General features: G+C 71.0%; 27 protein-coding genes. 2 read left to right on the top strand and 25 right to left on the bottom strand.

Annotation, left to right across the window (positions count from 1 at the left end; genetic code table 11):
- Nucleotides 1–138: 138 nt before the first annotated feature.
- The 7 genes from ACZ7LV_RS28895 to rpsB form a co-directional block, all read right to left on the bottom strand.
- Complete coding sequence (locus ACZ7LV_RS28895; RefSeq protein WP_471943486.1) at nucleotides 139–1554, bottom strand: condensation domain-containing protein; 1416 nt, start codon at nucleotides 1552–1554, stop codon at nucleotides 139–141.
- 499 nt (nucleotides 1555–2053) lie between these two features.
- Nucleotides 2054–2167 (bottom strand): FAD-dependent monooxygenase, encoded by a 114-nt coding sequence (locus ACZ7LV_RS28890; RefSeq protein WP_471943484.1) that lies wholly within the window; start codon nucleotides 2165–2167, stop codon nucleotides 2054–2056.
- A gap of 125 nt (nucleotides 2168–2292) precedes the next feature.
- A complete protein-coding gene (locus ACZ7LV_RS28885) occupies nucleotides 2293–3414 on the bottom strand; it encodes a phosphatidate cytidylyltransferase (RefSeq protein ID WP_401673871.1) in 1122 nt (373 codons plus the stop codon).
- Nucleotides 3414–3971: a ribosome recycling factor gene (frr, locus tag ACZ7LV_RS28880; RefSeq protein WP_365446906.1), complete on the bottom strand. Its 558-nt coding sequence runs from the start codon at nucleotides 3969–3971 to the stop codon at nucleotides 3414–3416. Before frr ends, ACZ7LV_RS28885 begins: the two co-directional genes overlap by 1 nt.
- A gap of 184 nt (nucleotides 3972–4155) precedes the next feature.
- Nucleotides 4156–4914, bottom strand: a complete 759-nt coding sequence (gene pyrH, locus ACZ7LV_RS28875) for a UMP kinase (protein WP_401673869.1) — start codon at nucleotides 4912–4914, stop codon at nucleotides 4156–4158.
- Between the two features lie 209 nt (nucleotides 4915–5123).
- Nucleotides 5124–5960 carry a translation elongation factor Ts gene (tsf, locus tag ACZ7LV_RS28870; RefSeq protein ID WP_471943482.1) on the bottom strand — a complete coding sequence of 279 codons (837 nt, stop codon included), beginning with the start codon at nucleotides 5958–5960 and terminating at the stop codon, nucleotides 5124–5126.
- Nucleotides 5961–6136: 176 nt separating this feature from the next.
- Nucleotides 6137–7060: a 30S ribosomal protein S2 gene (gene rpsB / locus ACZ7LV_RS28865; protein ID WP_471943480.1), complete on the bottom strand. Its 924-nt coding sequence runs from the start codon at nucleotides 7058–7060 to the stop codon at nucleotides 6137–6139.
- A gap of 271 nt (nucleotides 7061–7331) precedes the next feature.
- On the opposite strand from rpsB, the gene ACZ7LV_RS28860 reads away from it, so the two are divergent.
- Nucleotides 7332–7958, top strand: coding sequence for a murein hydrolase activator EnvC family protein (locus ACZ7LV_RS28860; RefSeq protein ID WP_471943478.1), 627 nt, complete (start codon nucleotides 7332–7334; stop codon nucleotides 7956–7958).
- A gap of 332 nt (nucleotides 7959–8290) precedes the next feature.
- Here ACZ7LV_RS28860 and ACZ7LV_RS28855 read toward each other — a convergent pair whose 3' ends face one another.
- The 17 genes from ACZ7LV_RS28855 to ACZ7LV_RS28775 all read right to left on the bottom strand — a co-directional run bounded on the left by ACZ7LV_RS28855 (nucleotide 8291) and on the right by ACZ7LV_RS28775 (nucleotide 21274).
- The gene (locus ACZ7LV_RS28855) at nucleotides 8291–8845 is read right to left on the bottom strand and encodes a TetR/AcrR family transcriptional regulator (RefSeq protein WP_471943602.1); all 555 of its coding nucleotides are present in this window, start codon (nucleotides 8843–8845) and stop codon (nucleotides 8291–8293) included.
- Nucleotides 8846–8939: 94 nt separating this feature from the next.
- Nucleotides 8940–9782 carry an RNA polymerase sigma factor WhiG gene (gene whiG, locus ACZ7LV_RS28850; RefSeq protein ID WP_385379145.1) on the bottom strand — a complete coding sequence of 281 codons (843 nt, stop codon included), beginning with the start codon at nucleotides 9780–9782 and terminating at the stop codon, nucleotides 8940–8942.
- Nucleotides 9783–10053: 271 nt separating this feature from the next.
- Nucleotides 10054–11214 (bottom strand): DNA-processing protein DprA, encoded by a 1161-nt coding sequence (gene dprA / locus ACZ7LV_RS28845; RefSeq protein ID WP_471943476.1) that lies wholly within the window; start codon nucleotides 11212–11214, stop codon nucleotides 10054–10056.
- Nucleotides 11211–12836: a YifB family Mg chelatase-like AAA ATPase gene (locus ACZ7LV_RS28840; protein ID WP_471943474.1), complete on the bottom strand. Its 1626-nt coding sequence runs from the start codon at nucleotides 12834–12836 to the stop codon at nucleotides 11211–11213. The genes dprA and ACZ7LV_RS28840 overlap by 4 nt, the downstream gene beginning before the upstream one ends.
- 1 nt (nucleotide 12837) lies before the next feature.
- Nucleotides 12838–13200 (bottom strand): YraN family protein, encoded by a 363-nt coding sequence (locus ACZ7LV_RS28835; RefSeq protein WP_471943472.1) that lies wholly within the window; start codon nucleotides 13198–13200, stop codon nucleotides 12838–12840.
- A gap of 130 nt (nucleotides 13201–13330) precedes the next feature.
- Nucleotides 13331–13639 (bottom strand): DUF2469 domain-containing protein, encoded by a 309-nt coding sequence (locus ACZ7LV_RS28830; protein WP_003965949.1) that lies wholly within the window; start codon nucleotides 13637–13639, stop codon nucleotides 13331–13333.
- A 56-nt stretch (nucleotides 13640–13695) separates the two neighbouring features.
- Nucleotides 13696–14217 (bottom strand): NUDIX hydrolase, encoded by a 522-nt coding sequence (locus ACZ7LV_RS28825; RefSeq protein ID WP_471943470.1) that lies wholly within the window; start codon nucleotides 14215–14217, stop codon nucleotides 13696–13698.
- A complete protein-coding gene (gene lepB, locus ACZ7LV_RS28820) occupies nucleotides 14207–14971 on the bottom strand; it encodes a signal peptidase I (RefSeq protein ID WP_471943468.1) in 765 nt (254 codons plus the stop codon). The genes ACZ7LV_RS28825 and lepB (ACZ7LV_RS28820) overlap by 11 nt, the downstream gene beginning before the upstream one ends.
- Nucleotides 14972–15075: 104 nt before the next feature.
- Nucleotides 15076–16047: a signal peptidase I gene (gene lepB, locus ACZ7LV_RS28815; RefSeq protein WP_471943466.1), complete on the bottom strand. Its 972-nt coding sequence runs from the start codon at nucleotides 16045–16047 to the stop codon at nucleotides 15076–15078.
- Nucleotides 15935–17029, bottom strand: coding sequence for a signal peptidase I (gene lepB / locus ACZ7LV_RS28810; protein ID WP_471943464.1), 1095 nt, complete (start codon nucleotides 17027–17029; stop codon nucleotides 15935–15937). Before lepB (ACZ7LV_RS28810) ends, lepB (ACZ7LV_RS28815) begins: the two co-directional genes overlap by 113 nt.
- Complete coding sequence (gene lepB / locus ACZ7LV_RS28805; RefSeq protein WP_471943462.1) at nucleotides 17022–17738, bottom strand: signal peptidase I; 717 nt, start codon at nucleotides 17736–17738, stop codon at nucleotides 17022–17024. The genes lepB (ACZ7LV_RS28810) and lepB (ACZ7LV_RS28805) overlap by 8 nt, the downstream gene beginning before the upstream one ends.
- A gap of 45 nt (nucleotides 17739–17783) precedes the next feature.
- Nucleotides 17784–18134, bottom strand: coding sequence for a 50S ribosomal protein L19 (gene rplS / locus ACZ7LV_RS28800; RefSeq protein ID WP_365458049.1), 351 nt, complete (start codon nucleotides 18132–18134; stop codon nucleotides 17784–17786).
- Nucleotides 18135–18269: 135 nt separating this feature from the next.
- Entirely contained in the window at nucleotides 18270–19103 is an 834-nt protein-coding gene (gene trmD, locus ACZ7LV_RS28795) for a tRNA (guanosine(37)-N1)-methyltransferase TrmD (protein WP_471943460.1), read from the bottom strand.
- Complete coding sequence (rimM, locus tag ACZ7LV_RS28790) at nucleotides 19103–19645, bottom strand: ribosome maturation factor RimM (protein ID WP_471943458.1); 543 nt, start codon at nucleotides 19643–19645, stop codon at nucleotides 19103–19105. Before rimM ends, trmD begins: the two co-directional genes overlap by 1 nt.
- 86 nt (nucleotides 19646–19731) lie before the next feature.
- The gene (locus tag ACZ7LV_RS28785) at nucleotides 19732–19971 is read right to left on the bottom strand and encodes an RNA-binding protein (protein WP_003973401.1); all 240 of its coding nucleotides are present in this window, start codon (nucleotides 19969–19971) and stop codon (nucleotides 19732–19734) included.
- A gap of 2 nt (nucleotides 19972–19973) precedes the next feature.
- Nucleotides 19974–20399 carry a 30S ribosomal protein S16 gene (gene rpsP, locus ACZ7LV_RS28780; protein ID WP_471943456.1) on the bottom strand — a complete coding sequence of 142 codons (426 nt, stop codon included), beginning with the start codon at nucleotides 20397–20399 and terminating at the stop codon, nucleotides 19974–19976.
- A 278-nt stretch (nucleotides 20400–20677) separates the two neighbouring features.
- The gene (locus ACZ7LV_RS28775) at nucleotides 20678–21274 is read right to left on the bottom strand and encodes a hypothetical protein (RefSeq protein WP_365458061.1); all 597 of its coding nucleotides are present in this window, start codon (nucleotides 21272–21274) and stop codon (nucleotides 20678–20680) included.
- A gap of 659 nt (nucleotides 21275–21933) precedes the next feature.
- On the opposite strand from ACZ7LV_RS28775, the gene ACZ7LV_RS28770 reads away from it, so the two are divergent.
- The gene (locus ACZ7LV_RS28770; RefSeq protein WP_471943454.1) at nucleotides 21934–22818 is read left to right on the top strand and encodes an SAM-dependent methyltransferase; all 885 of its coding nucleotides are present in this window, start codon (nucleotides 21934–21936) and stop codon (nucleotides 22816–22818) included.
- Between the two features lie 81 nt (nucleotides 22819–22899).
- On the opposite strand, the gene ftsH is transcribed toward ACZ7LV_RS28770, so the two are convergent.
- Nucleotides 22900–24837 carry an ATP-dependent zinc metalloprotease FtsH gene (gene ftsH, locus ACZ7LV_RS28765; protein ID WP_471943452.1) on the bottom strand — a complete coding sequence of 646 codons (1938 nt, stop codon included), beginning with the start codon at nucleotides 24835–24837 and terminating at the stop codon, nucleotides 22900–22902.
- Nucleotides 24838–24867: the final 30 nt, after the last annotated feature.

Genomic DNA, 24867 nt, shown 5'->3' with positions numbered 1-24867 from the left:
GCTATCAGTTACCAAGCGCGGCTTTCCACACCGGACATCCCTTACGCGGGCCATTGACGCACAACAACACCACATGGGCGAATTGGCCTGATAAGAAGTTGAATTGCCTCAACGCTCGGGAAAGGCGGGGAAGTTGCGTCACCGGAGTGCCGGGTCCTCAACTCCCGTGTGCGGGTGCCTGGGCACGGACACGATGAGGTCCCGCAGTCTCTCCATGTAGCGCCGCACGTTCTTGTACGCGAGGTCGGTGTCCGGGTAGCGGCACGCGAACCACAGGCCCTCGTGCAGGCGGTTGACCCAGGCGCACACCTGGTCTCCGTAGGAGACCCGGATCAGTCCGTACGCCTTTCCCTCGGTCCAGCGGGCCGAGCCGGGAATGAGGCGGGCGTCCACGTAGGAGACGATGGAGTACATGTCCGGCGACGTCGGCCTGAAGTCCGCGCCGAGCAGGCGCAGTACGCGGGCCAGCGGAATACGCGCCAGCGACCGGTTGGCCCGCAGCTCGACGCGGACCGTCTCGAGCGCCTCGTCGAAGTCCCGTGCCGCGGGCACCTCGATGGGGGCGCCACCGACGTACCAGCCGACGGAGTCCGACCACGCGGACTTCAGCCGGGTGTGGAACGGCACGACGGTGCGGTAGACCGGTCGGCCACCGAGTTCGTGCACGATCAGGCTGGTGGCGGCCAGGATGCCCACCAGGCTGCCGCCGTAGGGCCGGCAGTACGACTCGAACGCGGCGGCGGCGTCCGCGTCGACCAGCGGCTCACACATGAGTTGCTGCGCGGGCAGGACGTCACCGGGTTGCAGGCCGAGGTCGACCGGAAACTCCGGCAGCCTTCCGTCGCACCGGCCGATGAACTCCCGCCAGCGCGCGACGATCGTGTGGGTGTCGTCGATCCCGTCGGCGTTCGCCCGCTCCTGTCGGCAGAAGTCGACGTAACTGCCCGCGGTGCCGCCGACGCCGGGGCGGCGTCCGGTGACGTCCGCGACGTACAACTCGTGGATCTCGTCGGGGATGCGCTGGAGGGAGTAGGCGTCGACGTTGGTGTGGTCGAAGGCCGTGTACACGCTGGTGGAGTCGTCGCGGACCACCGCCGCGTAGAGGAAGTTCGGCCAGCCGAGGGCGTCGGCCGCGACATCGAATCGGTTCTGCAGGTACCGGATCAGTGCCTCGGAGTCGCCGAAGTCCCCGACGACCTCGCGTTGCAGCGACACGTCGGTCTCGGGAAGCGTGAACCGCTGCATGTCGTCGCCGGCCCATCGGAAGCCGCTGCGCAACGTCTCGTGGCGCAGCGTCCAGCCGTGCAACGCCCGTTCCAGCGCGTCGAGGTCGGTGCTGCCCGGCAGGTCGAAGGCCGCGCCGAGCCAGGTCGGGACGAACAGCCCGTCCTCGCGCACCGATCGCGCGGTGCGGATGTGCGACTCCTGGATGTATGCCGGCGGTCGCGGGTCCGCCGGCAGCGTCGCCGCGGCCGCGACGGTCGCCTTGCTCAACGTCCACTCGACGAGCTGTCCGGGCCGGACCTCACAGCGCTGAATGTCAGAAATTCGCACGGCGGCGTCTCCTTCGCAGAAGACACCAGCTTGATCAAGGGGGGCCTGTGCGTACGCGGTGATCGCTGTGTCGTCGGCTTTTCAGCAGGACGTGTGACGACTCGAACGGTGAAGCGGGTGCGCGGCGTTGGCCGCTGCCCGGCCCGCTCTCCCGTCCTCGGTCAGCGCGTGAGGACCGTCGCGGACGCAGGCGTGGAGGGTGCTCCGATGTGCCCGTCGGACCGGACGAACAGGGCGGTGGGGCCCGCATCGACCCGGTAGCCGCGGCGGAACTCGCCCCCGCTGCCCCACAGAACGGGCAGCCCGAAGGTCCCCGAAGGAATCCGCCTGTCCGTCCGCATCCGCGGAGAGCAGCAGGACGTGCTCCCGGTCGCGCAGCACGTCGTACAGGCGCATCGGGTAGGCGGCGATGCTGTCGGTGACCCCGTCGGCCTCCTGCGTGAGCGACCGCGGTTCGGTGCCGCGCTCGATCCGTGTGCCGTAGCGGGCGAGGTGCTTCTCAAGGAGGCGCTCGGTCTCTTGGCGTACGGCAGCCGACACCGTGCTGGCGCAGTTCCGCGGCCGCCGTCCGACCCACCGGGCCGACACCCACGATCAGCACGTCGGTGTCCATCCCGCACACCTCCCGTCACTTCAGCGCAGGTCGGAGGACCAGCCCCGGCGCGGGAGAGACGGGCCCCGGAACGACCGGAGCCCCCGCCCGTCGTCGGGCAGGGGCTCCTCGGCGCGGAAGACGGCTCAGCCGGAACCCACGAACAGCACCAGCAGCAGCCAGACCACCGGGGCCGTCGGCAGCAACGAGTCCAGTCGGTCCATGATCCCGCCGTGCCCCGGCAGAAGCGTGCCCATGTCCTTGATGCCGAGGTCGCGCTTGATCATCGACTCACCCAGGTCGCCCAGCGTGGCGCTGGCGGCGACCGCGAGGCCCAGGAGCAGGCCCTGCCACCATGTGCCGTCGTCGATCAGGTACTGCATGCACAGCGCACCGGCGGCCATCGCGAAGCTGACCGCGCCGACCAGTCCCTCGCGGGTCTTGCCGGGGCTGATGCGCGGGGCGAGCTTGTGCCGCCCGAAGCGCCAGCCCACCGCGTAGGCGCCGGTGTCGCTGACCACGGTGAGCAGCAGGAACATGAAGACCCGCTGCGGACCGTCCTGCGCGGTCAGCATCATCGCGACGAAGGTCGCGAGGAACGGCACGTAGAAGGCCGCGAAGACCCCTGCCGTGACGTCCTTGAGATAGCCCTCCGGCGGTTCCGTCATCCGCCAGACCAGTACCGCGAGCGCGGTGAGCGCCATCGCCACCCATGCGCCCTCGGCGCCCCGCACATACCCGGCGACGACCATGCCGGCACCGCCGACCGCGAGCGGCACGAGCGGCGCGTGGATGCCCTTGCGCTCGTCCAGCCGTTTGGTCAGCTCCCACAGGCCGACCACGACGGCCACCGCCACGACCCCGACGAACACCGCCTTGACGATGAACAGGGACGCGACGATCACCGCACCCAGTCCGGCCCCGACCCCTATCGCCGCGCCCAGGTCACGGCCCGCACTCTTCTTCGGTGCGGGGGCCGGCTGAGGGGCGTCGTGCATGGGCTCCGGATTCTGCGGCACCGCGCCGTAGGGCGGCGCCGACGGGCTCTGGTCGCGGAACAAGGGGCCGCCCGGCCGAGCGGCCCCCCGGTCGTCATCCTGGCCTCCGCCATGGGCGGATACGTCGGGCACGATGGGCATGGGGCGAGTCTGCTGCGCGTCAAGCGCATCGTACGTGGGACCCGCCGGGGCAGCCCCCTGGACAGGCCCCCGGTCGGACGGCCCCCAGTACCCGGCGTGGGGCGGCGCCCCCCAGGAAGAGTCGTTCATCAGACCTCGAGCAGCTCGGCTTCCTTGTGCTTGAGCAGCTCGTCCACCTGGGCGACGTACTTCGCCGTGGTGTCGTCGAGCTCCTTCTCGGCACGACGGCCCTCGTCCTCGCCGACCTCGCCGTCCTTGACGAGCTTGTCGATGGCGTCCTTGGTCTTGCGGCGGACGGAGCGGATGGACACCTTGGCGTCCTCGCCCTTGCCCTTGGCGACCTTGATGTACTCGCGCCGGCGCTCCTCGGTCAGCTCGGGGAACACCACCCGGATGATGTTGCCGTCGTTGCTGGGGTTGACGCCCAGGTCGGAGTCCCGGATCGCCTGCTCGATGTTGCGCAGCGCGCTCTTGTCGAACGGGGTGACGACCGCCATCCGCGGCTCCGGCACGGAGAACGAAGCCAGCTGGTTGATCGGCGTCGGCGCGCCGTAGTAGTCGGCCACGATCTTGTTGAACATCGCCGGGTGCGCACGGCCCGTGCGGATCGCGGCGAAGTCCTCCTTGGCGACCACGACGGCCTTCTCCATCTTCTCCTCGGCTTCGAGGAGGCTCTCTTCGATCACCACTTGCTCCTGCGTGTCTTGAGTAGGCCCGGCTGCGGTTCCTTGGCGGCGGCGGCCGGCTGCGTCGCGTCTTCTTCCTGCACGGTTCCCGACCGGTAGAACATTGTCCATCCCCCGGCCTGGCTCCGTCCCGTCCGTCCCCCGGACAGGTGGCGTTCCGGCGAACGGCGTGGCGGAAACCGGGTCAGCCCCGGCTGTCCTGGTCACCCACCAGCGTGCCGATCTTCTCACCCTTGACCGCGCGGGCGATATTGCCCTCGGTCAGCAGCTCGAATACCACGATCGGCAGCTTGTTGTCGCGGCACAGGGTGATGGCGGTGGCGTCGGCCACCTTGAGGTCGCGGGTGATGACCTCGCCGTAGCCGAGCGAGTCGAACTTGACCGCGTCCGGGTTGGTCTTCGGGTCGGAGTCGTAGACCCCGTCCACACCGTTCTTGCCCATCAGCAGGGCCTCGGCATCGATCTCCAGGGCGCGCTGGGCGGCGGTGGTATCGGTGGAGAAGTACGGCATGCCCATACCGGCGCCGAAGATGACCACGCGGCCCTTCTCCAGGTGCCGCACGGCGCGCAGCGGGATGTACGGCTCAGCGACCTGCCCCATGGTGATGGCGGTCTGCACCCGGCACTGGATGCCCTCCTTCTCCAGGAAGTCCTGGAGGGCGAGGCAGTTCATCACGGTGCCGAGCATGCCCATGTAATCCGAGCGGGCGCGGTCCATGCCGCGCTGCTGGAGTTCGGCACCGCGGAAGAAGTTGCCGCCGCCGATCACGATCGCGATCTGCGCGCCGTCACGGACGACGGCCGCGATCTCGCGCGCCATGGCGTGCACCACGTCCGGGTCGACGCCCAGGCCCCCGCCACCGGAGAAGGCCTCTCCGGACAGCTTCAGCAGAAACCGGCCGCGTACTTTGCCGTCGTCGCTCTTCTGGGCCTTGGTGCTCATGGGGTTCTCGCCTCTTTTACGGGTTGCACATACGAAGAAGGCCATTGCCGGTGGTGGGTTTCCCTCCCCTACGCGGCAATGGCCTCCTCGTCAGATCTGCTGTCGTCCGTCGCGGGCGCCGGCGCGCCGGCCGATACCGACGACATGGACGACTGCGGTCGACCCTAGCGGCATTCCGCCCCGGGCCGCGCGTCGATCGCGGTACGGATTCAGATGCCGACCTTGATGCGCGTGAAGCGCTTCAGGGTGACACCGGCCTCGTCCAGGACCTTCTGGACCGACTTCTTGTTGTCGAGCGCGTACGGCTGGCCGAGCAGCGTGGCGTCCTTGAAGAAGCCGTTCACACGACCCTCGACGATCTTGGCGATCGCGGCCTCGGGCTTGCCCTCGGCGCGGGTGGTCTCCTCGGCGATGCGACGCTCGGTCTCGACGACCTCGGCCGGGACGTCCTCCTTGGAGAGGAACTTCGGCGCGAAGGCGGCGATGTGCTGGGCGACGCCCTTGGCGACCTCGGCGTTCGGCTTGTCCAGCTCGACGAGGACACCGATCTGCGGCGGCAGGTCGGGCATCGTGCGGTGCATGTACGCGACCACGAAGCCGTCGGAGAACTGCGCGAAGCGGTCGAGGACGATCTTCTCGCCGAGGTTGGCGTTGGCCTCGTCCACGTAAGCCTGGACGGTCTTGCCGGCCTCGATCTCGGAGGCGAGCAGGGCCTCCAGGTCGGCCGGGGAGGTCTTGGCGACGTGCTCGGCGAGGGCGCGGGCGGCGGCCTGGAACTTCTCGCCCTTGGCGACGAAGTCCGTCTCGCACTTCAGCTCGACGAGGACGCCGGTGGAGTTGTCGTCGGCGATGATGGAGACCACGGCGCCGTTCTCGGCGGAGCGGCCCTCACGCTTGGCGACGCCCTTCTGGCCCTTGATGCGCAGCGCCTCGACAGCCTTGTCGACGCTGCCGTCGGCCTCGTCCAGCGCCTTCTTGCAGTCCATCATGCCGGCGCCGGTGAGCTCACGGAGCTTCTTGACGTCGGCGGCGGTGTAGTTCGCCATGAGTCTGTGAATCTTTCTCGAAGTCTGGAAGATCGAAGATCTACGGGTTCATACGCCTGCGGGTGCTGCGGGTTCTACGGTCCACTTGTAGATCCAGACCCTGGACGTACCCGTGACCTACGGGTGAACGGCGGGAGCGGACTGCGTGTCACCGCTCCCGCCGTCACACCGACGGGTCAGGCCTGCTCGGCGTCCGCGGCCGGTGCCTCGGCGGCCGGAGCCTCGGCAGCGGGAGCCTCGGCAGCGGGGGCCTCGGGGGCGGCCTCGGCGGCCGGCGCCTCGGAGGCGGCCTCGGCAGCCGGAGCCTCTTCCTCGGAGTCGGCCTTCTTCTCGCCCTCGAGCAGGTCGCGCTCCCACTCGGCGAGCGGCTCACCGGCGGCCTTCTCGCCCTTGCCCTCACCGGCACCACCGGAGCGGGCGATGAGGCCCTCGGCGACGGCGTCGGCGATCACGCGGGTGAGCAGGGTGACGGAGCGGATCGCGTCGTCGTTGCCCGGGATCTTGTAGTCGACCTCGTCCGGGTCGCAGTTGGTGTCGAGGATGGCGACGACCGGGATGTTCAGCTTCCGGGCCTCGCCGACCGCGATGTGCTCCTTCTTGGTGTCCACGATCCAGACGGCGCTGGGCACCTTCTGCATCTCGCGGATACCACCGAGGGTCTTCTCCAGCTTGGCCTTCTCGCGCGAGAGCACGAGAAGCTCCTTCTTGGTCAGACCGGAAGCGGCGACGTCCTCGAAGTCGATCTGCTCGAGCTCCTTGAGGCGCTGCAGACGCTTGTAGACGGTCGAGAAGTTGGTGAGCATGCCGCCCAGCCAGCGCTGGTTGACGAAGGGCATGCCGACGCGGGTGGCCTGCTCGGCGATGGCCTCCTGCGCCTGCTTCTTCGTGCCGACGAACATGACCGTGCCGCCGTGGGCGACGGTCTCCTTGACGAACTCGTAGGCGCGGTCGATGTACGACAGCGACTGGAGCAGGTCGATGATGTAGATGCCGTTGCGCTCCGTGAAGATGAAGCGCTTCATCTTCGGGTTCCAACGACGGGTCTGGTGACCGAAGTGGACGCCGCTTTCCAGCAGCTCCCGCATCGTGACGACGGCCATGGCCGTTCTCCTCGTGTTTCTCGGTTGTGCCGCGGGAACCGGACGGCTCCCGCGCCTGACGCCCGCGTGCGCCGTGCCACAAGGGACCGAGGGGCGCTGATACGGACCGTCTCCGGCCTGGTATCGGGGCGTGCGAAGTCGACCCGGTGACCCGGATCGCCACCAGAAGTGTACGGGACCGCCGACCCCCCGGGTGACGCCGCTGTCCACAACCGGGCGGTACTCCACAGGCCGGGGCCCGTGCCGTGGCCGGTACGGCACGGTTCGTTCCATGCGAGCGAAGCGAAGCGCACATGCGACGGGGGTGCTGTTGCTGGCCCTGACGGTGGCCGCGCCGGCCGAGGCGGCCGATGCGCCGCCGGTGTCCGCGGCCGGTCCGGAGGTGGTGACCGTGGCCGGTCCCCAGGCGCGGGTTCCGGCTGATCAGGACGGCTCGGTTCCGGCGATCGGCCGCAGCTGGCCCGTAGGTGACCGGCCGCCGATCCTGCGCGGCTGGGAGCCCCCGGCGACCCGCTACAGCCGCGGCCACCGCGGTGTGGACCTCGCTGCCCCACCCGGAACACCGGTGCGGGCCGTCGCGCCGGGCCGGGTCTCGTACGCGGGCAGGGTGGCCGGAAAGGGGGTGGTCTCGGTGGAGCTCACAGGAACCGGCGACCCACCCCTGCGAGTGACCTACCAGCCGGTGCACGCCGCGGTGCGCAAGGGCGACGAGGTCGCCGCCGGCGAGGTGATCGGCACGACGGAGACCTCCGGCTCCCACTGCGCGGCCCCCTGCCTGCACTGGGGCCTGCGCAGAGGGGAGGCGTACCTGGATCCCCTGTCGCTGCTGCCGCCGTGGCTGCTGCGGAACGGGCCGTCCCGCCTGCTCCCGGTACTGGGGGTGCCGCTCCCGACATAGCCCGAGCCGACCGAGAGCTGCAGCGCACGGTCCGGCGAGCCCTCGGGGTCGGCCCTTCCGAGGCCCACCGCACAGCCCGCCCGGTCAGCAGCACGCCGGTCGTCTCGCTCGGCCGGCACGGAGCTCGCCCAGCGGACGGCGCGCCGCACCACACTCAGCCAGCCGCCAGCTGCGCACCCCGCCCGGCGAACGGTCCACCGCGGTACATCCCGCCCGCCGACAGCCCGCCACACACAGCCGACGTCCGCCCCAGCGGAAGGTCTGGGGCGGAACGTCCGAGGCGGTGCGCTTACCCCGCCCTGCACTGCCGACGAACCCGGGCTCGGGAAACTTCAGCCGCGCACGCCCCGCAGCACCATCGACACCGCGGCCTCGGCCACGACCGACGGCTCCTCAAGGCCCAGCTCGATCCGTCGCACGGCCGAGTCCACGACCCCCTGCACCAGCATCGCCGCCAGGCGGGGCTCCTCGTGCCCGAGGTCCCGCAGCGCGTCCACGATCATCGAAACGAGCCCTCCGTGCGCCGCCCGGATCCTCTCCCGGGCCCCGGCGTCCAGCTCGCTGGCGGAGATCGCCACGACGGCCCGGTGCCGCCGGTCCCCCACCAGTGCGAGCTGCGCCCGCACATACGCCTCGGCCTTGGCCTCGGCACCGTCCACCGCGGCCATCGCCGCCTCGACCTCCGCCGCCCAGACCGGGAAGTCGACCTCGCACAACTCCTCGACCACGGCTGCCCGGGACCGGAAGTACTCGTACACGGACGAGCGCGCGAGCCCCGTCCGCTCGGCGAGGGCCGGAAAGGTCAGCGCCTCCGTCCCGCCCTCGGACAGCAGGGAACGGGCCGCGTCCAGCAAGGCGGCTCGCTGCATCGACCGGTGCTCGGCCACGGAGGCCGCTCGAATCCTTGGCACGTCGTCCACTGTACGGACGCGCCACCCCTGACGGGAGTGCAGCACACCACGCCGTCGGCATCGAGCCAGGTCAGCGACCGAAGCCCGCCAGTTTCGCGCGCAACTGCAGGACCGACTTGGTGTGGATCTGGCTCACCCGGCTCTCCGTCACCCCGAGCACATTGCCGATCTCGGCGAGCGTGAGCCCCTCGTAGTAGTACAGCGTGACCACGGTCTTCTCCCGGTCGGGCAGCGTGTTGATCGCCCGTGCCAGAAACCGCCGCAGCTCGCGGTCCTCGGCGACCTCCACCGGATTGTCCGCGGCGGTGTCCTCCAGCGTGTCCATCAGGCTGAGCCGGTCGCCGCCCTCGCCCCCGACATGCAGCAGCTCCTCCAGCGCCACGACGTTGGCGAGCGACAACTGGCTGAAAACCGCGTGCAGTTCATCCACCGGGATGCCCAGCTCGGCAGCCACCTCCCCCTCGTTCGGCGTCCGTCTCAGCCGCGCCTCCAGCGTCGCGTACGCCCGCTCCACGTTCCGCGCCTTCTGCCGCACGGACCGCGGGATCCAGTCCAGGGCCCGCAGTTCGTCGATCATCGCGCCCCGGATCCGCGTGATCGCGTACGTCTCGAACTTGATCTCGCGGTCGATGTCGAACTTCTCGATCGCGTCGATCAGCCCGAACACCCCGGACGAGACGAAGTCCGCCTGCTCGACATTGGGCGGCAGCCCCACGCTCACCCGTCCCGCCACGTATTTCACCAGCGGCGAGTAGTGCAGAATCAGCTGCTCCCGCAACCGCTCGTCCCCTGTCTCCTTGTACGACCGCCAGAGCTCGTCGAGCGTCGAGGGAGCGGGCGGCCGATCGCTGCCACCGTCGCGGGCGGCTGGGGGGATCGCCGCCCGGTCGGACCCGGAGGTGTGCTGGGGCATTCGTCGCCTTGTGCCGTTCTGCCGTGAAGGGTGGTACGTGGGTGAGCTGTCGCTCTGGTGTCGAGTTGCCGGACTGTGTCTGGATCCTCGTGAGCGTAGCGTGACTGAAGAGTCGCGGTGTGCGAAGGACGGGGCGGGCGCCGTACGCAGAAACGTTCCACGGGGCGCTCCACCGGGGCATGCCGGTCGCTCTCCGTGACCACCGCGACCAGCCCAACTGCCGGATTTCCCAAGGGCATCGGGATTCCCCCGGACGGCCGAACACGCTCGGTCAACATACCTCCCGGCCGCCGCGAAGGGAGATCAACGCCTGGCGTGTCAACTTCCAGCCATCGCCGTGTCGTTCGACGTAACCAAGTCCTCTGAGTTCGTACAGCCGGGCGATCGCGTCGTCCTCCGTCGTGGGTACCCCCCTGGCGATCTCCGTCGCGGTCGACGCCCCGTGCCCGGGCAGCGCGGCCAGGACCTGCCGCGCTCCGGCCGGGAGCAGATCACGCGGCAGTACCGGCCCGCGCCGGGCCGGCGCCAGCTCGCCCATGTCGCCCACCAGCTCCACGATCTCCGCCGCGTCGGTGACCAGCGTCGCCTCCCCGCGCAGCAGTTCGTGCACCCCCGCCGACTGCGCGCTGGTGGCCGGCCCCGGCACGCCCATGGTGTGCCGCCCCAGTCGCTGCGCGGCCCGGGCGGTGACCAGCGAACCGCTGCGCAGCGCGGCCTCGACGACCACGGTCCCCCGGGTCAGCGCGGCGATCAGACGGTTCCGCACGATGAAACGGCTGGGCGTCGGATGGTCCCCCGGCGGCAGCTCGCCCACCACCAGTCCCTGCTCGGCGATCCGGTCGATCAGACGCGTGTGCCCGCGCGGATAGGGCCGGTCGACTCCGCAGGCCAGCACGGCGACCGTGGCACCGCCGGCGCCGAGGGCGCCCCGGTGGGCTGCGCCGTCGACACCGTAGGCGCCGCCGGAGACAACCACCCAGCCTCGCTCGGCGAGGCCGGCGGCGAGGCTGAGGGCCATGTGGGCGCCGTACTCCGTGCAGGCCCGGGCGCCCACGACGGCGACGGACCGGAGCGCCCACATCCGCAGGCCGGCCGGACCTCGCACCCAGAGCCCCAGCGGCCGGCCGTCGCCGAGGTCGTCGAGCTGACCGGGCCACTCCGCCGTCCCCGGGCGCACGAACCGCACCCCCGCGGCCCCGGCCACCTCCAGGTCCCGCTCCGGCTCGGCACGCCCGGCCCGCGCCCGCAGCCCGGTCCACCGCTTCTCGCTCACCCCGGGCGGGGGCGCCCCCTCGCCGCGCAGTCGCCGCACCACCTCGCCGACCCCCAGCTCGCGCACCCATCGCCCGGCCACCTCGTCGCCCGGCTCCAGCACCCGGGTCAGGAAGATCCGCCCGAGCAGCTCGCCGTCGGGATCGCCGGCGCCGGTCACGTCAGCGCCCCGATGGCCATCGGCACACCGCGCGGCACTCCGGTGCGCAGTTGCAGCGCCAGCGCCACGTCCGTCGCGCCGGGCCGGTCGTGACCGACCAGGTCCGCCACGGTCCAGGCGACGCGCAGGACCCGGTCGAGTCCACGGGCCGTGAGCGCGCCTCGCTCCAGTTGGCGCTCCACCTGGTCCATCGCGCCGATCTCGGCGTACCAGCGGCTGCGCAGCTCCCTGCCGGGCACCTCGCTGTTGGTCCGCCACGGTGTGCCCGCCAGGCGTGCGGCCGCCCGCTCCCGGGCCGTGCGCACCCGGTCCGCGACAGCAGCCGTGGGTTCGCCGCGGGCTCCGCGATCGGTGAGCTCGGCCCGGGTGACGCGGTCGACCTCGACGCGGAGGTCGACCCGGTCCAGCAGGGGCCCCGAGAGCCGGGCCTGGTAGCGGCGGATCGCGGAGGGCGGGCACTCGCACAGGTCGTCCCGCTGCGAGAAGCGCCCGCACGGGCACGGGTTGGCGGCGAGCACCATCAGGAACCTCGCGGGGAATCGCACCACCCCCGCGCTGCGGGCGATCACGACGTGCCCCGCCTCCAGAGGCTGGCGCAGGGCGTCGAGGGCCTGGCTGCTGAACTCGGGCGTCTCGTCGAGGAAGAGCACCCCCCGGTGGGACAGCGACACGGCGCCGGGCCGGGCGACGCCGGCGCCGCCGCCCACGAGGGCCTGCATGGTCGCCGAGTGGTGCGGGGCGCAGTAGGGGGCGACGTCGATCAGCGGCTTGCCGGGCGGCAGCAGCCCGGCGACCGAGTGCACCGCCGTCACCTCCAGGGACTCCTGCCGGGTGAGCCGGGGCAGGATTCCCGGCAGCCGCTCGGCGAGCATGGTCTTGCCGGCGCCGGGCGGGCCCTCCAGGAACAGGTGGTGTCCGCCGGCCGCGGCGACCTCCACCGCCGTGCGTGCGGAGATCTGGCCCACGACGTCCGCCAGGTCGTGCCCGTGGTCGTGCTGGGCGGCTCCGACGCTGTGCATGCCGGTGGCCGAGCCCGCGCCGGGCACCCGCAGCCCGGCCAGCAGCGGATCGGGGCGGCCGTGCGCGTCGGGTTCCTCCTCCGGCACGGGCTCGTCCGCCAGCACGGCGATCAGCTGGCGCAGGGTGCGCACGCCCAGTACGGACATTCCGGGGACGAGCGCCGCCTCGGCGGCCGCGCACTCGGGCACCACCACCTGCTCGTAGCCCGCGTCGGCCGCGGCCAGCACGGCCGGCAGGATGCCGCGCACCGGCCGCACCCGTCCGTCCAGGCCGAGCTCCCCGATCATCACGATGTCGCCGAGCACCCGTGGATCGATCCGCTCGCCGGCTCCGAGCACCGCACAGGCGACGGCAAGGTCGAACCCGCTACCGGCTTTCGGCACGGACGCCGGACTGAGCCCGACGGTGAGCTTCTTCTGCGGCCACTGGGCTCCGGAGTTCACGACGGCCGCCCGCACCCGGTCGCGGCTCTCGGTCAGGCTCTTGTCGGGCAGCCCCACCAGCGTGAACGCGGCCACGCCCGGTTCCAGGTCGGCCTGGACCTCCACCACCACGCCCTCGACGCCGACCAGGGCGACGGAGCACGTACGCGCGAAGCCCATCTCAGGCCACCCCCCGCGCGTGCTCGACGGCGGGCGCGCCGCGATCGGGCAGGACGACACCGATCAGATCGATGCGGACGCCTCCGGGCGGGGCGCCGCCATGGGCGTGGATCCACTGCTCGGCCAGGGCCCGCAGCCGCTCCGCCTTGTCCGGCCGGACGGCGGCCATCGGATGCTGGAAGCGGCCGGCCCTGCGTGTCTTCACCTCGCAGACGACCAGGACGTCCCCGTCCCTCGCCACGATGTCGATCTCGCCGGTGCGGCCGCAGCGCCAGTTGCGCTCCAGGACCGTCATACCGGCCGCCACCAGCCGTCGGGCGGCCACTCCCTCGCCGTACCTGCCGAGTGCGTCTCGTGCGTTCATGTCGGCACCTCCTTGGGCGCCAACGGTCACGCATCCACCACCACGAAGTGGATCTTGGTGGGCTACTCGGCGGTTGTGGACAACTTCGTCACCCACAAGAGCGACACGGACGGGACGGCTCCGGGAGTCATCAGCCGCCCGGCAGTTCGAGGTCGCTCTTGTTCAGCTCCTCGATGTTCACGTCCTTGAACGTGAGGACACGCACCTGCTTCACGAACCGAGCCGGCCGGTACATGTCCCAGACCCAGGCATCCGCCATGGACACCTCGAAGAACACCTCACCCTGGACCGAGTGCACCTGCATCTCGTAGTCGTTGGTCAGGTAGAAACGCCGCTCGGTCTCGATCACGTATTTGAACAGACCGACGACATCGCGGTACTCCCGGTAGAGCTTCAGCTCCATCTCGGTCTCGTACTTCTCGAGGTCCTCGGCGCTCATGGCATGTTCCCCTTCAGCCGTGCGATCCCACCATTGTGCGCCAGTCCCGTGAGCCCCTAGACGATTTCCGTGTCAAGGATCTCCGGCTTGGCGGGGGGACCTTCGTCGAGCAGCCTGCGCAGCAGCTCGGCGAGTCTGGTCGGATACACCGTCTCATGAGCCCGGGTCAGATCCTCACAGGTCCACCACCGGGCCCCCACCACACTGCGTCGCTCCAGCTCGGTGAGTGCCACCGCCTCCGTCGCCGTCTGGGTGGTGCGGGCCAGGTAGTACCACTCGTCCTGGTCCCAGCGCCGCCCGGCGAACGGGAAGGAGCACAGCCGCCGCCACAGCACCGGCCCGAGCTGGACCTCCGTGATTCCGGTCTCCTCCGCGAGTTCCCGCAGCGCGGCCTCCTCACGGGTCTCGGTGCCCTCCAGTCCCCCGCCCGGCGTGAACCACCAGTCATCCGCGGGATCGTCCGGCTCGTGACCGTGCAGCAGCAGGATCCGGTCGTCGGGATCGAGCAGCACGACCCGGGCCACCTTGCGGGCCCGGGCGCCGTCGATCTCGTACCCCTCCGTCGCCTCAGCGGGCACCGGCGGACCCCGTCCGCTTCCGGGATCCCAGAAGCTTCGCGACCGGCCCGTACGCACCGCCGCCCAGCACCAGTACGGCGCCCGCGACGATCATGAAGCCGATGGTCCGCAGCGGGCCCGGCGAGGAGAGGCCGCCGAGGACCTCGAAACCGGTGGGGCGGGCCAGCATGCCGTCCAGAGGGAAGACGACGGCGTCCACCCGGGCGGAGACGTCGTCGCGCGCCACGGTGCCGCTCGCGGCGTCCGTGAGGTGGGCGGTGGAGTCCAGCGAGCCCTGCCGCTCGTCGCCGAGAAGGAACAGGCGTCCTTCGGGCACGTTCACCGTGAAGTTCATGTCCTCGGCCGGCTGCCCCTCGGCCAGGTACGGCTCCTCGATCGCCTTGCCGTTGACGGTCAGCCTGCCGCTCTGGCAGCAGGACACCCGGTCACCGCCGACGGCCACCACGCGCTTGATCAGCGGGGCGTCGCCCCAGGTCGCGTCCTTGAACACGACGACGTCACCGCGGCGCACCTCGGAGCCGTCGACGCGCTGCGCCAGCACCCGGTCACCGGCGTCGATGGTCGGCGTCATGGAGGGCGTGGGCACGGTGTACGGCAGATAGGTCAGCGCCGCCCAGCCGAAGCCGCCCAGGAACAGCACAAGGCCCAGCGCGACCGCCAGCCCGGACAGTCGCTGTCCGGTCCGGCCGCCCGCCGGGCCCTTGCTCGTTCCACCGCTGTGCGGTGCCGTACGTGTCGCGCTCTCGCCGCCCATGGATCCGCACCCTACCCGGCGGTACCAGACCCGGTCAGCCCCTCATCGAGCCCGGTCCGGCAGCTCCACGAGGACTTCACGCACCCGGGAGGCCGGACGCGGGATCAGGCGGCCGTACGACGGCGGCGCCACAGGGCCACCGGCACGACGCCGGCGAGCGCCAGCGCGTTCGGGGCGCCGGTGAGCACCGCGGCGGCCGACGACTGCTCGTTCAGGCCGGGCTGGTCGAAGGTGTCCGGCACGGGGAGGGTGCCCCAGCGGTTGATCGGCCAGGCCTTCACGATGGCGCGTCCGACGACCTTGTCGACAGGGACCATGCCCTTGTTGGCGTCGCCCTGGTTGTAGCGCGAGTCCCGGGAGTTCTGCCGGTGGTCGCCCATGACCCACAGGAAGCCCTCGGGGACCTTCACCTTGAACTGCCCGCCCTGGTCGTCCTGGCTGCACGGCGTGTTGCCGGGGTAGACGTACGGCTCGTCCAGCGCCTTGCCGTTGACCTTCAGCGGGCCCGTGCCGTTGCACTCGACGGTGTCGCCGCCGACGCCGATCACGCGCTTGATGAGGTCCTTCTCCTCGGCGGACGGCATCAGGCCGATCCAGCTGAGGAACGTCTGCAGGGCGTTCGGGTCCGCGGTGGGCTCACCCGCCAGCCAGTTGTCGGGGTCGTGGAAGACGACGACCTCGCCGCGCTCGGGCTCGGAGCCGAACCACGGGGTGAGCTTGTCGACCAGGACGCGGTCGCCCTCCTGCAGGGTGTTCTGCATCGAGTCGGAGGGGATGGAGAAGGCCTGCACCAGGAATGTCTTGATCAGCAGCGCCAGCACCAGCGCGATACCGATCAGGATCGGCAACTCCTTCCAGAAGGAGCGCTGCTTCTTCGGCTGCTCAGGGTCGGGGCCTTCCGGCCCGTGCTCCCCGGTCTGGCTCTGTTCTTCCGTCACCGTGCCGTCCTCGGCCCTTCGGCCATCATTCCCGGAGTTCACAGCGCGGGCCGCGGCCTGGTGGCCCGCTTGCACGGGGCGTCCGCGGTGCTCCTCGCCGTCGTGTCCGGACCGTGCGCCAACCGCCACATCCCCCACGCCATCTCCTCAGTCTGTGCCGCCGCCCGCGCCACCCAAGACGCAGGCCCACCACTCCCATAACGAGCGGGAGTTCCGCAGGGGTCGGGAGGTGGATCGTTCCGTTCGGATCGTCGGGGGCAACCCTATGCGACGGCTGGGGGGCCGCGGTCGACCCGGCTGCCGAGTCGGACACGGAAGCGTAGGTATTCGGTTCGTTCAGCGTGGTCCAGTGGCCCAGCGGCCAGGCGATCACGACGGCCCGGCCCACCACCTCGTCCTGCGAGACGGTGCCGCCGTAGTCGGTGTCCTGGTGCGAGCGGGAGTCCGCGGAGTTCGACCGGTGGTCGCCCATCACCCACAAGCGGCCCTGTGGCACCGTGATGTCGAACGGCGTCGCGGACGGCTCGTTGCCGGGGTAGAGGTAGTCCTCGTCCAGGGGGACGCCGTTGACCGTGACCCGTCCCTGCGCGTCGCAGCACTGCACCCGGTCGCCGCCGACGCCGACGACCCGCTTGATGAGGTCCTTCTCGTTCTCGGACGGCAGCAGGCCGATGAAGGTGAGCCCCTCCTTGACCTGCTTGACGACGACGGGGTCGTCCTTCTTCTGCGTCGGCTGCTCGTCCTGGAGCCAGCCGCCGGGGTCCTTGAAGACCACGACGTCGCCGCGCTCCGGCTTGGTGCCGAACCACGGCGTGAGCTTGTCGACCAGGACCCGGTCGCCGATCTGGATCGTCTGCTCCATGGAGCCGGACGGGATCACGAACGCCTGGACGAGGAACGTCTTCAGCACGAGCGCTATCAGCACGGCCACGCCGACCAGGAGCGGTATCTCCTTGATGGCGGACCGGCGCCGGCGTCGCTTGACCTTCCGCTGGAGCTTGCGCCGCTCGGCGCGGGTGCGCCCGCTCCCGGCCGCGGCGGCGGTCCGCCGGGAGCCGGTGGGCAGCAGGTTCTCGGCGGCACTGACGGGCGCGCCGCGCGGCTTGCCGCGGCTACCCATGGGCACCGTCCGCCGCGGGCACGCGCGCGTAGACGCCGGTACGGTCCAGCCGGGTGGCGTGGCCGGCGGGCCAGACGATCCAGTCCGCCCGGCCGATCACCCCGTCCACGGGGATCATGCCGCCGCCGGGTGAGCCGAGGTGGTCGCGGGAGTCGCTGGAGGCGCTGCGGTGGTCGCCGAGGACGAACAGGGTGCCGTCCGGCACCACGACGTCGAACGCCACCGTGGAGGCGCCGTCGCCGGGGTACAGGAACGTCGACTCGTCGACCGACCGGCCGTTCACCTGGAGCCGTCCCTCCTTGTCGCAGCAGACCACGTGATCTCCACCCACACCGACGACGCGTTTGACGTAGTCGGCGTTCCCGAAGTAGCCGGTGCCGTCGAACACGACCACGTCACCGCGTCGCGGCTGAGCACCGAAACGGTACGCCAACTTGTTTACGAGAACGCGGTCGCCGATCCTCAATTCCCGCTCCATCGATCCACTGGGAATGCGGAACGGCTGCACCACGAAGGTGTTGAGCAGCAGCGCGAACACCAGGCAGACCAGCACGGACAGGGTGATCCGCCCGCCCGGGACGCACGCGGCGACCCGCGCCACCAACGCGGAACGCGACCGGTCCTCCGGCCCCCCTGTGTCCGAGGTCTCCTCGGTTCGGGAAGGGCGGGAGGAGCGGTCGCGCTCCGTCTGCTGTGCTTCGGTGTCCATCGGGGCCAGATGCTATCCGGCCCCGCGCGGAACCCCGGGAGGCGCTCAGTTCTCGCGCTTCTCCTTGATCTTCGCCGCCTTGCCGCGCAGGTCGCGCAGGTAGTACAGCTTGGCGCGGCGGACGTCACCCCTGGTGACGAGCTCGATCTTCTCCACGATCGGGGTGTGCACCGGGAAGGTGCGCTCGACGCCGACGGAGAAGGAGACCTTGCGGACCGTGAAGGTCTCGCGCACGCCGGAACCCTGGCGGCGGATCACCACGCCCTTGAACTGCTGCACACGGGAGCGGTTGCCCTCGATGACGCGGACGTGCACGTTGACGGTGTCGCCCGGGCGGAAGGCCGGGACGTCGCTGCGCAGCGACGAGGCGTCGACGGTGTCGAGCAGGTGAGCCATTTCTTCTGCTTTCCTCGCTGATGCCACAGGTCATCAACGGAAACTAGGTTTCTGGTGAGAGTGCCGTGCGGGTCGGGACGGGCGTCGTGTCCCCCTGTGGCAGGGGCGCACGCCGGACAGGCGCACAACAGCGGCCTATTCTTCCACGCCCTCGGTCCTGCGCCAAAATCGGCCGAACGGCTCACCTTCGGGGTCCGGCGCCCAGCCCAGGATGGAGAGCATCTCGCGGTCCTTCTTGTCGAAGGCCTTGGGGTCGCACCGCTCGATCAGGTCCGGCCGGTTGGCCGTCGTACGCCGCAGCGCCTCGTCGCGCCGCCAGCGGGCGATCCTGCCGTGGTGCCCGCTGAGCAGCACCTCCGGGATCCCCTGCCCGCGCCACTCGGGCGGCTTCGTGTACACGGGCCCTTCCAGGAGGCTCGCCATGGCGCCGGGCGCGAAGGAGTCGTCCCGGTGCGACTCGGCGTTGCCGAGGACGCCGGGCAGCAGCCGCGCCACGGCCTCGGTGACGACCAGCACGGCCGCCTCGCCGCCGGCGAGGACGTAGTCGCCGATGGACACCTCGTAGACCGGCATCCGGGCGGCGTACTCGTCGACGACCCGGCGGTCGATGCCCTCGTAGCGGGCCGGGGTGAAGATCAGCCAGGGTCGCTCGGAGAGCTCGACGGCGAGTTCCTGGGTGAAGGGTCGTCCGCTGGGCGTGGGGACGATCAGGGCCGGTCGGTGGGCGCCCGTCTCGTAGCCGTCGGCGAGGACGGAGTCGAGGGCGTCTCCCCAGGGCCCGGTCTTCATGACCATGCCGGGGCCGCCGCCGTAGGGGGTGTCGTCGACCGTGTTGTGCCGGTCGTAGGCCCAGGAGCGCAGGTCGTGCACGTGCACCTTGAGCTGTCCCCGCGCGCGTGCCTTGCCGACCAGGGAGACGTTCAGCGGGTCGAGGTACTCGGGGAAGATCGTGACGACGTCGAGCCGCATCAGGACTCGTCCCTGGACGAGGCGATGTCCGCGCGGTCGTCGATCAGGCCGGGCGGCGGGTCGATGACGGCCCGCTGCTCCTCCAGGTCGATCTCGGTGACGATCTCCGCGACGAACGGGATCATGACCTCGCTGCCGTCCGGGCGCTCCACGATGAACAGGTCCTGCGAGGGCAGGTGCGAGACCTCGGTGATCCGGCCGACCTCGACCCCGTCCGTGGTGACGACGTCGAGGTCCATCAGCTGGTGGTCGTAGTACTCGTCCTCGCCCTCGGGCAGTTCCTCCGGGTCGATCTCGGCGATGAGGAGGGTGTTGCGCAGGGCCTCGGCGCCGCTGCGGTCACTCACGCCCTCGAAGCGCAGCAGCAGGCGGCCACTGTGCACACGGCCCGTCTCGATCGTCAGCGGCCCGGTGGAGGCGGGGTCGGTGGCGAGTACGGCGCCGGGCGCGAGCCGGAGTTCCGGCTCGTCCGTACGTACCTCGACGGTGACCTCGCCCTTGATGCCGTGGGCACGGCCGATCCGTGCGACTACCAGCTGCACTGTGCTTGTTCTCCTGTCGTACGACTACGGGCCGGGGACGGCCCATTGGCCCTCCCCGGCCCGAGCCGGTGCTGCGCTGCCTTGTGTCAGCGGACGTGGTCCACGTCGACGAGGTCGACACGGACACCGCGGCCGCCGATGGCGCCCACGACGGTGCGCAGGGCGCGCGCGGTGCGGCCGTTACGGCCGATCACCTTACCGAGGTCGTCGGGGTGCACCCGGACCTCCAGCACACGCCCGCGACGCAGGTTGCGCGAAGCGACCTGCACATCGTCCGGGTTGTCGACGATGCCCTTCACGAGGTGCTCGAGAGCCTCCTCGAGCATGCTCAGGCCTCGGTGGACTCAGCCGCGGACTCGGCCGGGGCCTCGTCCTTCTTGTCGGCCTTCTTCTTCTGGGTGATGGCCTCACCCTTGCCCTCGTCGTCACCGCCGAGAGCCTCGAAGGACGGACGCGCGGCCTTCGGCTCGGCGACGAGCAGCGGCGCCGGGGCGGGCTCGCCCTTGAACTTCTGCCAGTCGCCGGTCTTCTTCAGGATGGCGAGCACGGGCTCGGTCGGCTGGGCGCCGACACCGAGCCAGTACGCCGCGCGCTCGGCGTCGACCTCGATCACCGACGGGTTGTACGTCGGGTGGTACTTGCCGATCTCCTCGATCGCACGGCCGTCACGGCGGGTGCGGGAGTCGGCGACGACGATGCGGTAGTGAGGCGAACGGATCTTGCCCAGACGCTTCAGCTTGATCTTGACTGCCACGGGAGTGGGTTCTCCTGGATTTGACGTGGTTGGGCACGGCGAGAATGCCGCGTGGGGTTGCGGTACCCGAGTGCCCGATGGACGCGTCAGCCGGAGGAGAGAGGGGTCCTGTGCGGCTGTCGAGTACAGCTGTCCATTGTGCCACAGCCCACGAGCCCCTCCGGACCGAGGGGGCGTCCGGGCACACCTGAGGGGCACCCGGCGTCCCCGCGACGGACACCGGGCGCCTGACCCGCGGCACTACGGGTGCCGCACGGCTGCCACGAACAGCCGTGCGCTCACCTCGCGCCCGCGCCCACCACCTCGGGGATCCGGAACGGCTTGCCGCAGCCGCCGCACATGATCGGAGCCTGGGCCAGAACGGACGGGACGACCCGTACGTTGCGGCCGCAGTCGCACACCGCCTTGACCCGGACGCCGCCGCCGGAGGAACCGTGGCGGGCGGCCGGGCCGCGGAAGCTGCGGCTGGTGTCGGTGGTGGTGGCGGCGGTGTGGGCCTTCAGCGCGCGCTGCAGGCGCTCGATCGTCGGGCGGTACCGCCGCTTCGCCTCGGGGTTGAGCGTGACCAGCGAGAAACCGCTGCTGGGATGCGGCTCCTCCGGGTGGTCCAGGCCCAGCTCCTCGGCGATCGCGAGGAATCTGCGGTTGTGGTACCGGCCGGCGCGGGAGGTGTCGCGGATTCCGCGCGCGGCGGCGATGCCGTGGACTGCCTCGTGAAGCAGCCGCTCGAAGGAGAGTTCGTGTCCGCAGGCGGACGAGGACTCCCCGATCAGGGACTCGGGCGCGGCAAGGTCCGGCAGCTCGGGGTGGTACCGCTGAATGTCGGCCCACGCCTGTGCCAGCTCTGCGGCGAGAACAGGTGGTGTCGTGCTCACGTAATGACAACGAGCCTGAGTCCCGCTGTGTTCCTATTCCGGGGCATCCCAAATAATTTGCACGTACCCGTCAGTTGCCGCTGATGCGTCCTGAGGAGGGCGGGTGCGCTGATCTGCGGAGAAGCCGCACAGCTGCCTACAAGGTGGTACGTAGCCTGACGTACGACCCGGCGTGTAGAGCGCGTCCGCACGGCGGAGTGGAGGGATCCGCGGGTGCGCAAGAGGCGTTTCGGCCGCCTCGCTCACTCGCCCGGCCGACACGCGGTACGACCGTGACCCTACCGGGTCCTTCCCGGGGGACCACCATCGCCCCGTCCTTCCCGGCCGGGCCGGTCACCGGGAAGCCGACCCGCGCTCTCGACCTTGGCCAAAACCGGACCATGGCCGCGCACCGCGACCCACCGTCATCGCCCACGGCACGATCGCGCCACTCCTCGGGTCCCCCGGACGGAGCAATTCCGTCGTGAGGAGGGACAGCGGCGTTGCCGGAATGTGAATTCTCGCCACTCAGGGGGGCACCTCACAAGCGGGGCGCCGAGACCCCTGGACGCGGTCGCGGGCTCGGAGTTACCTGGCATACGGGGGAAGGCTGGGCGTACGTGACGGGGGGCGACGAAAACGGGTACAGCGGCAACTCGCTGCGGATTGGGGCGCTTTCGATGACACCTACGCTCGTGCGGCAGCACCTGCCACACGCGGGACCCGCACCCCGCGTGGACCTGTGTGCACGCGCGCGTGACTGGTCGGAGATCCAGGAACGGATGCTCGTACCGCTCTACGAGGCCGTCTACGAGCGACTGGACGTGGGACCCGGCACTCGGCTGCTGGGGCTCGGCTGCGGTTCGGGACTCGCCCTGCTGATGGCGGCCGCCCGGGGCGCCGCCGTCACCGGTGTCGAGTCCTCCTCGCCCGAGCGGCTGGCCCTCGCGGGCGAGCGCCTGCTGCCAGGGGCGGCGGAGCCGGCTCGCACGTCCGCGCGGGCCGCGCGGGCGCGGCTCGTCCAGGGCCCGCCGGGGAACGCCGGGCCCGAGGAGGCGGACGGGGCGCAGGCCGCGCCGTACACCGTCGTCACCTCGTTCGAGCCCATCGGCTGTCTCGCGGGGGACGCGGAGGGCCTCGCCGAGCTGCTCGCCGCGGCGACCCCGCTCGCCGGCCGGGGCGTGCCGGTGGTGCTGGCCGGGTGGGGGCCGCCGGAGCGCTGCGCCACGTCGTCGGTGCTGCGGGTGGCGACCAAGCTGGTGGATCCGCTGCGCGGCGGCGGCAGCTGGCGGCCGGCGCTCCGCGACGACCTGGAGGAGGTGGCCCAGCGGGCCGGGCTCAGGCCTGACGGCTCGGGCCGGGTGGCCTGCCCGTTCGGGTACGCCGGCGTGGACAGCGCCGTGCGCGGACTGCTGTCCACGGGGCTGTTCGACGCGGCGATCGCGGCGACCGACCAGGAGCAGGTCGACAAGGAGCTGGCCGAGGCGCTGCACCAGCACCGCCGCCCGGACGGCACGGTGTGGATGCCGAACGTGTTCCGCTACCTGATCGCCAGGACGCCCTGAGGGCGGCGGGCCGAGGGCCAGCCCACGAGGGGACCGGCGGGGACGAGCAGGGGCGGGCATCCCGGGGAGGCCGCGCTCCGGCTACCCCTCCCCGTTCGTCCTGGCCGACCGCGTGATCCCGGCGATCCGGTACGCGTCGGCCTCCTCCAGCGTCTCCCGCTCCAGCAGCGCCGCCGCCAGCGCGTCGAGCTGATCACGGTGGTCGCGCAGCTTGCGGCAGGCCTCCTCGTAGCACTCGTCGACGACCCGCCGCATCTCGCCGTCGATCACGTCCAGCGTCTGCGGCGCCGCCGCCAGCCCGTACGCCTGCTGGGCGTCGCCCGGCAGCGCCGACAGCCGGCCCACCTGCCGGCTCATGCCCCAGCGGGCGACCATTCCGCGCGCGATGCTGGTGACCTGCTCCAAGTCGTTCTCCGAGCCGGTGGTGATGACCCCGTAGACGACGTGCTCCGCCGCCATCCCGCCGAGCGCGCCGATGATCCGACCCCGCAGATAGTCCTCGGTGTACGCGTACTTGTCCGATTCCGGCGTCGAGAGCGTCACCCCGAGCGCCCTCCCGCGCGGGACGATGGTGATCTTGCGGACGGGGTCGGCGCCCGGCTGGAGCATGCCCAGCAGCGCGTGTCCGCTCTCGTGGTAGGCGGTGCGCCGCCGTTCCTCCTCGGGCATCACCAGCGCGCGTTCGGCGCCCAGCTGGACCTTCTCCAGCGCTTCCGAGAGGTCGGACTGGGTCACCTGGTCCTGGCCCCTCTTGACGGCGAGCAGGGCGGCCTCGTTGGCCAGGTTGGACAGTTCGGCGCCGGTCATCCCCGGGGTCGTGCGAGCGACCCGGGCGAGGTCGACGTCGGGGGCGAGCGGGATCTCCCGGGTGTGGATCCGCAGGATGGCCTCGCGGCCGCCCCGGTCCGGCGGCGCGACCTGCACGATCCGGTCGAAGCGGCCGGGGCGGGTCAGGGCGGGGTCCAGGACGTCGGCCCGGTTGGTCGCGGCGATCACGATCACGCCCTCCGACCCGGAGAAGCCGTCCATCTCGGTCAGGATCTGGTTGAGGGTCTGCTCGCGCTCGTCGTGCCCGCCCACGGACGCGCCACCGCCGCGGGCCCGGCCGATGGTGTCGATCTCGTCGATGAAGATGATCGACGGCGCCACCTTGCGCGCCTCCGCGAACAGTTCCCGCACCCGGGACGCGCCCACGCCGACGATCATCTCGATGAACTCGGACGCGGACGCCGAGAAGAACGGCACCCCCGCCTCTCCCGCGACCGCCCGCGCGAGCAGCGTCTTGCCGGTGCCGGGCGGGCCGGCGAGCAGCACACCGCGGGGCAGCTTGGCGCCCATCCGCCGGTAGGCGTCCGGGTTCCTCAGGAAGTCGACGACGTCGTTGAGCTCGCCCGCCACCTCGTCGATGCCCGCCACGTCCGCGAACGTCGTGCGCTTTCCCCCGGGCTCCAGCTCGACCGGCTTGGGCGGCGGCTTGCGCCCGAACATGCCGCCCGCCCCGCCGAGCCCCGCTCTCGCCCGCCGCGCGATGAAGACCCACAGCAGGACGAGCAGCAGGATCGGCGCCAGCGAGAGCAGCAGATTGGCCACGATGCCGCGCTGCTGGACCACCGGTTCCGCGGTCACCGTGACGTTATGCCGGGTCAGGTCCTCCCAGAGCGGGTCGTCCGCGAAGGCGGGCCGCTGGGTCTTGAACCGGGTGTAGGTGCCGTCGCCCCCGGGGTTGTCCTGGGCCTTCTTCAGCTCGCCCTGGATGGCGTCGCCCTTGGCGTAGATCTTGCTGACGTTGCCGGCGTCGACCTGCTTGCTGAACGCCGTGTACGAGATCGTGGGTTCCTCCTCGTCGAGGAACGACAGCACGACGTTGGCGATCATGAACACGACCAGCGCGGTGACGGCGAGGCCCCACCAGCGGCCGGGCATCTTCCGCCAGCCGGACGACCTCGGAGCGTCCTCGGGGGTGCCCTCCGTGCGCCAGGGCTGGTCCGGCGACTTTCGCGACGGCGCGGCGTTGGTCATATCGGGACGTTACGACACACCGGGCCCGCA

The organism is Streptomyces sp. NPDC107562 (genome assembly GCF_055657325.1).
The sequence above is the reverse complement of the archived record's forward strand: the minus strand, read 5'-3'. Positions and strand labels throughout refer to the sequence as shown.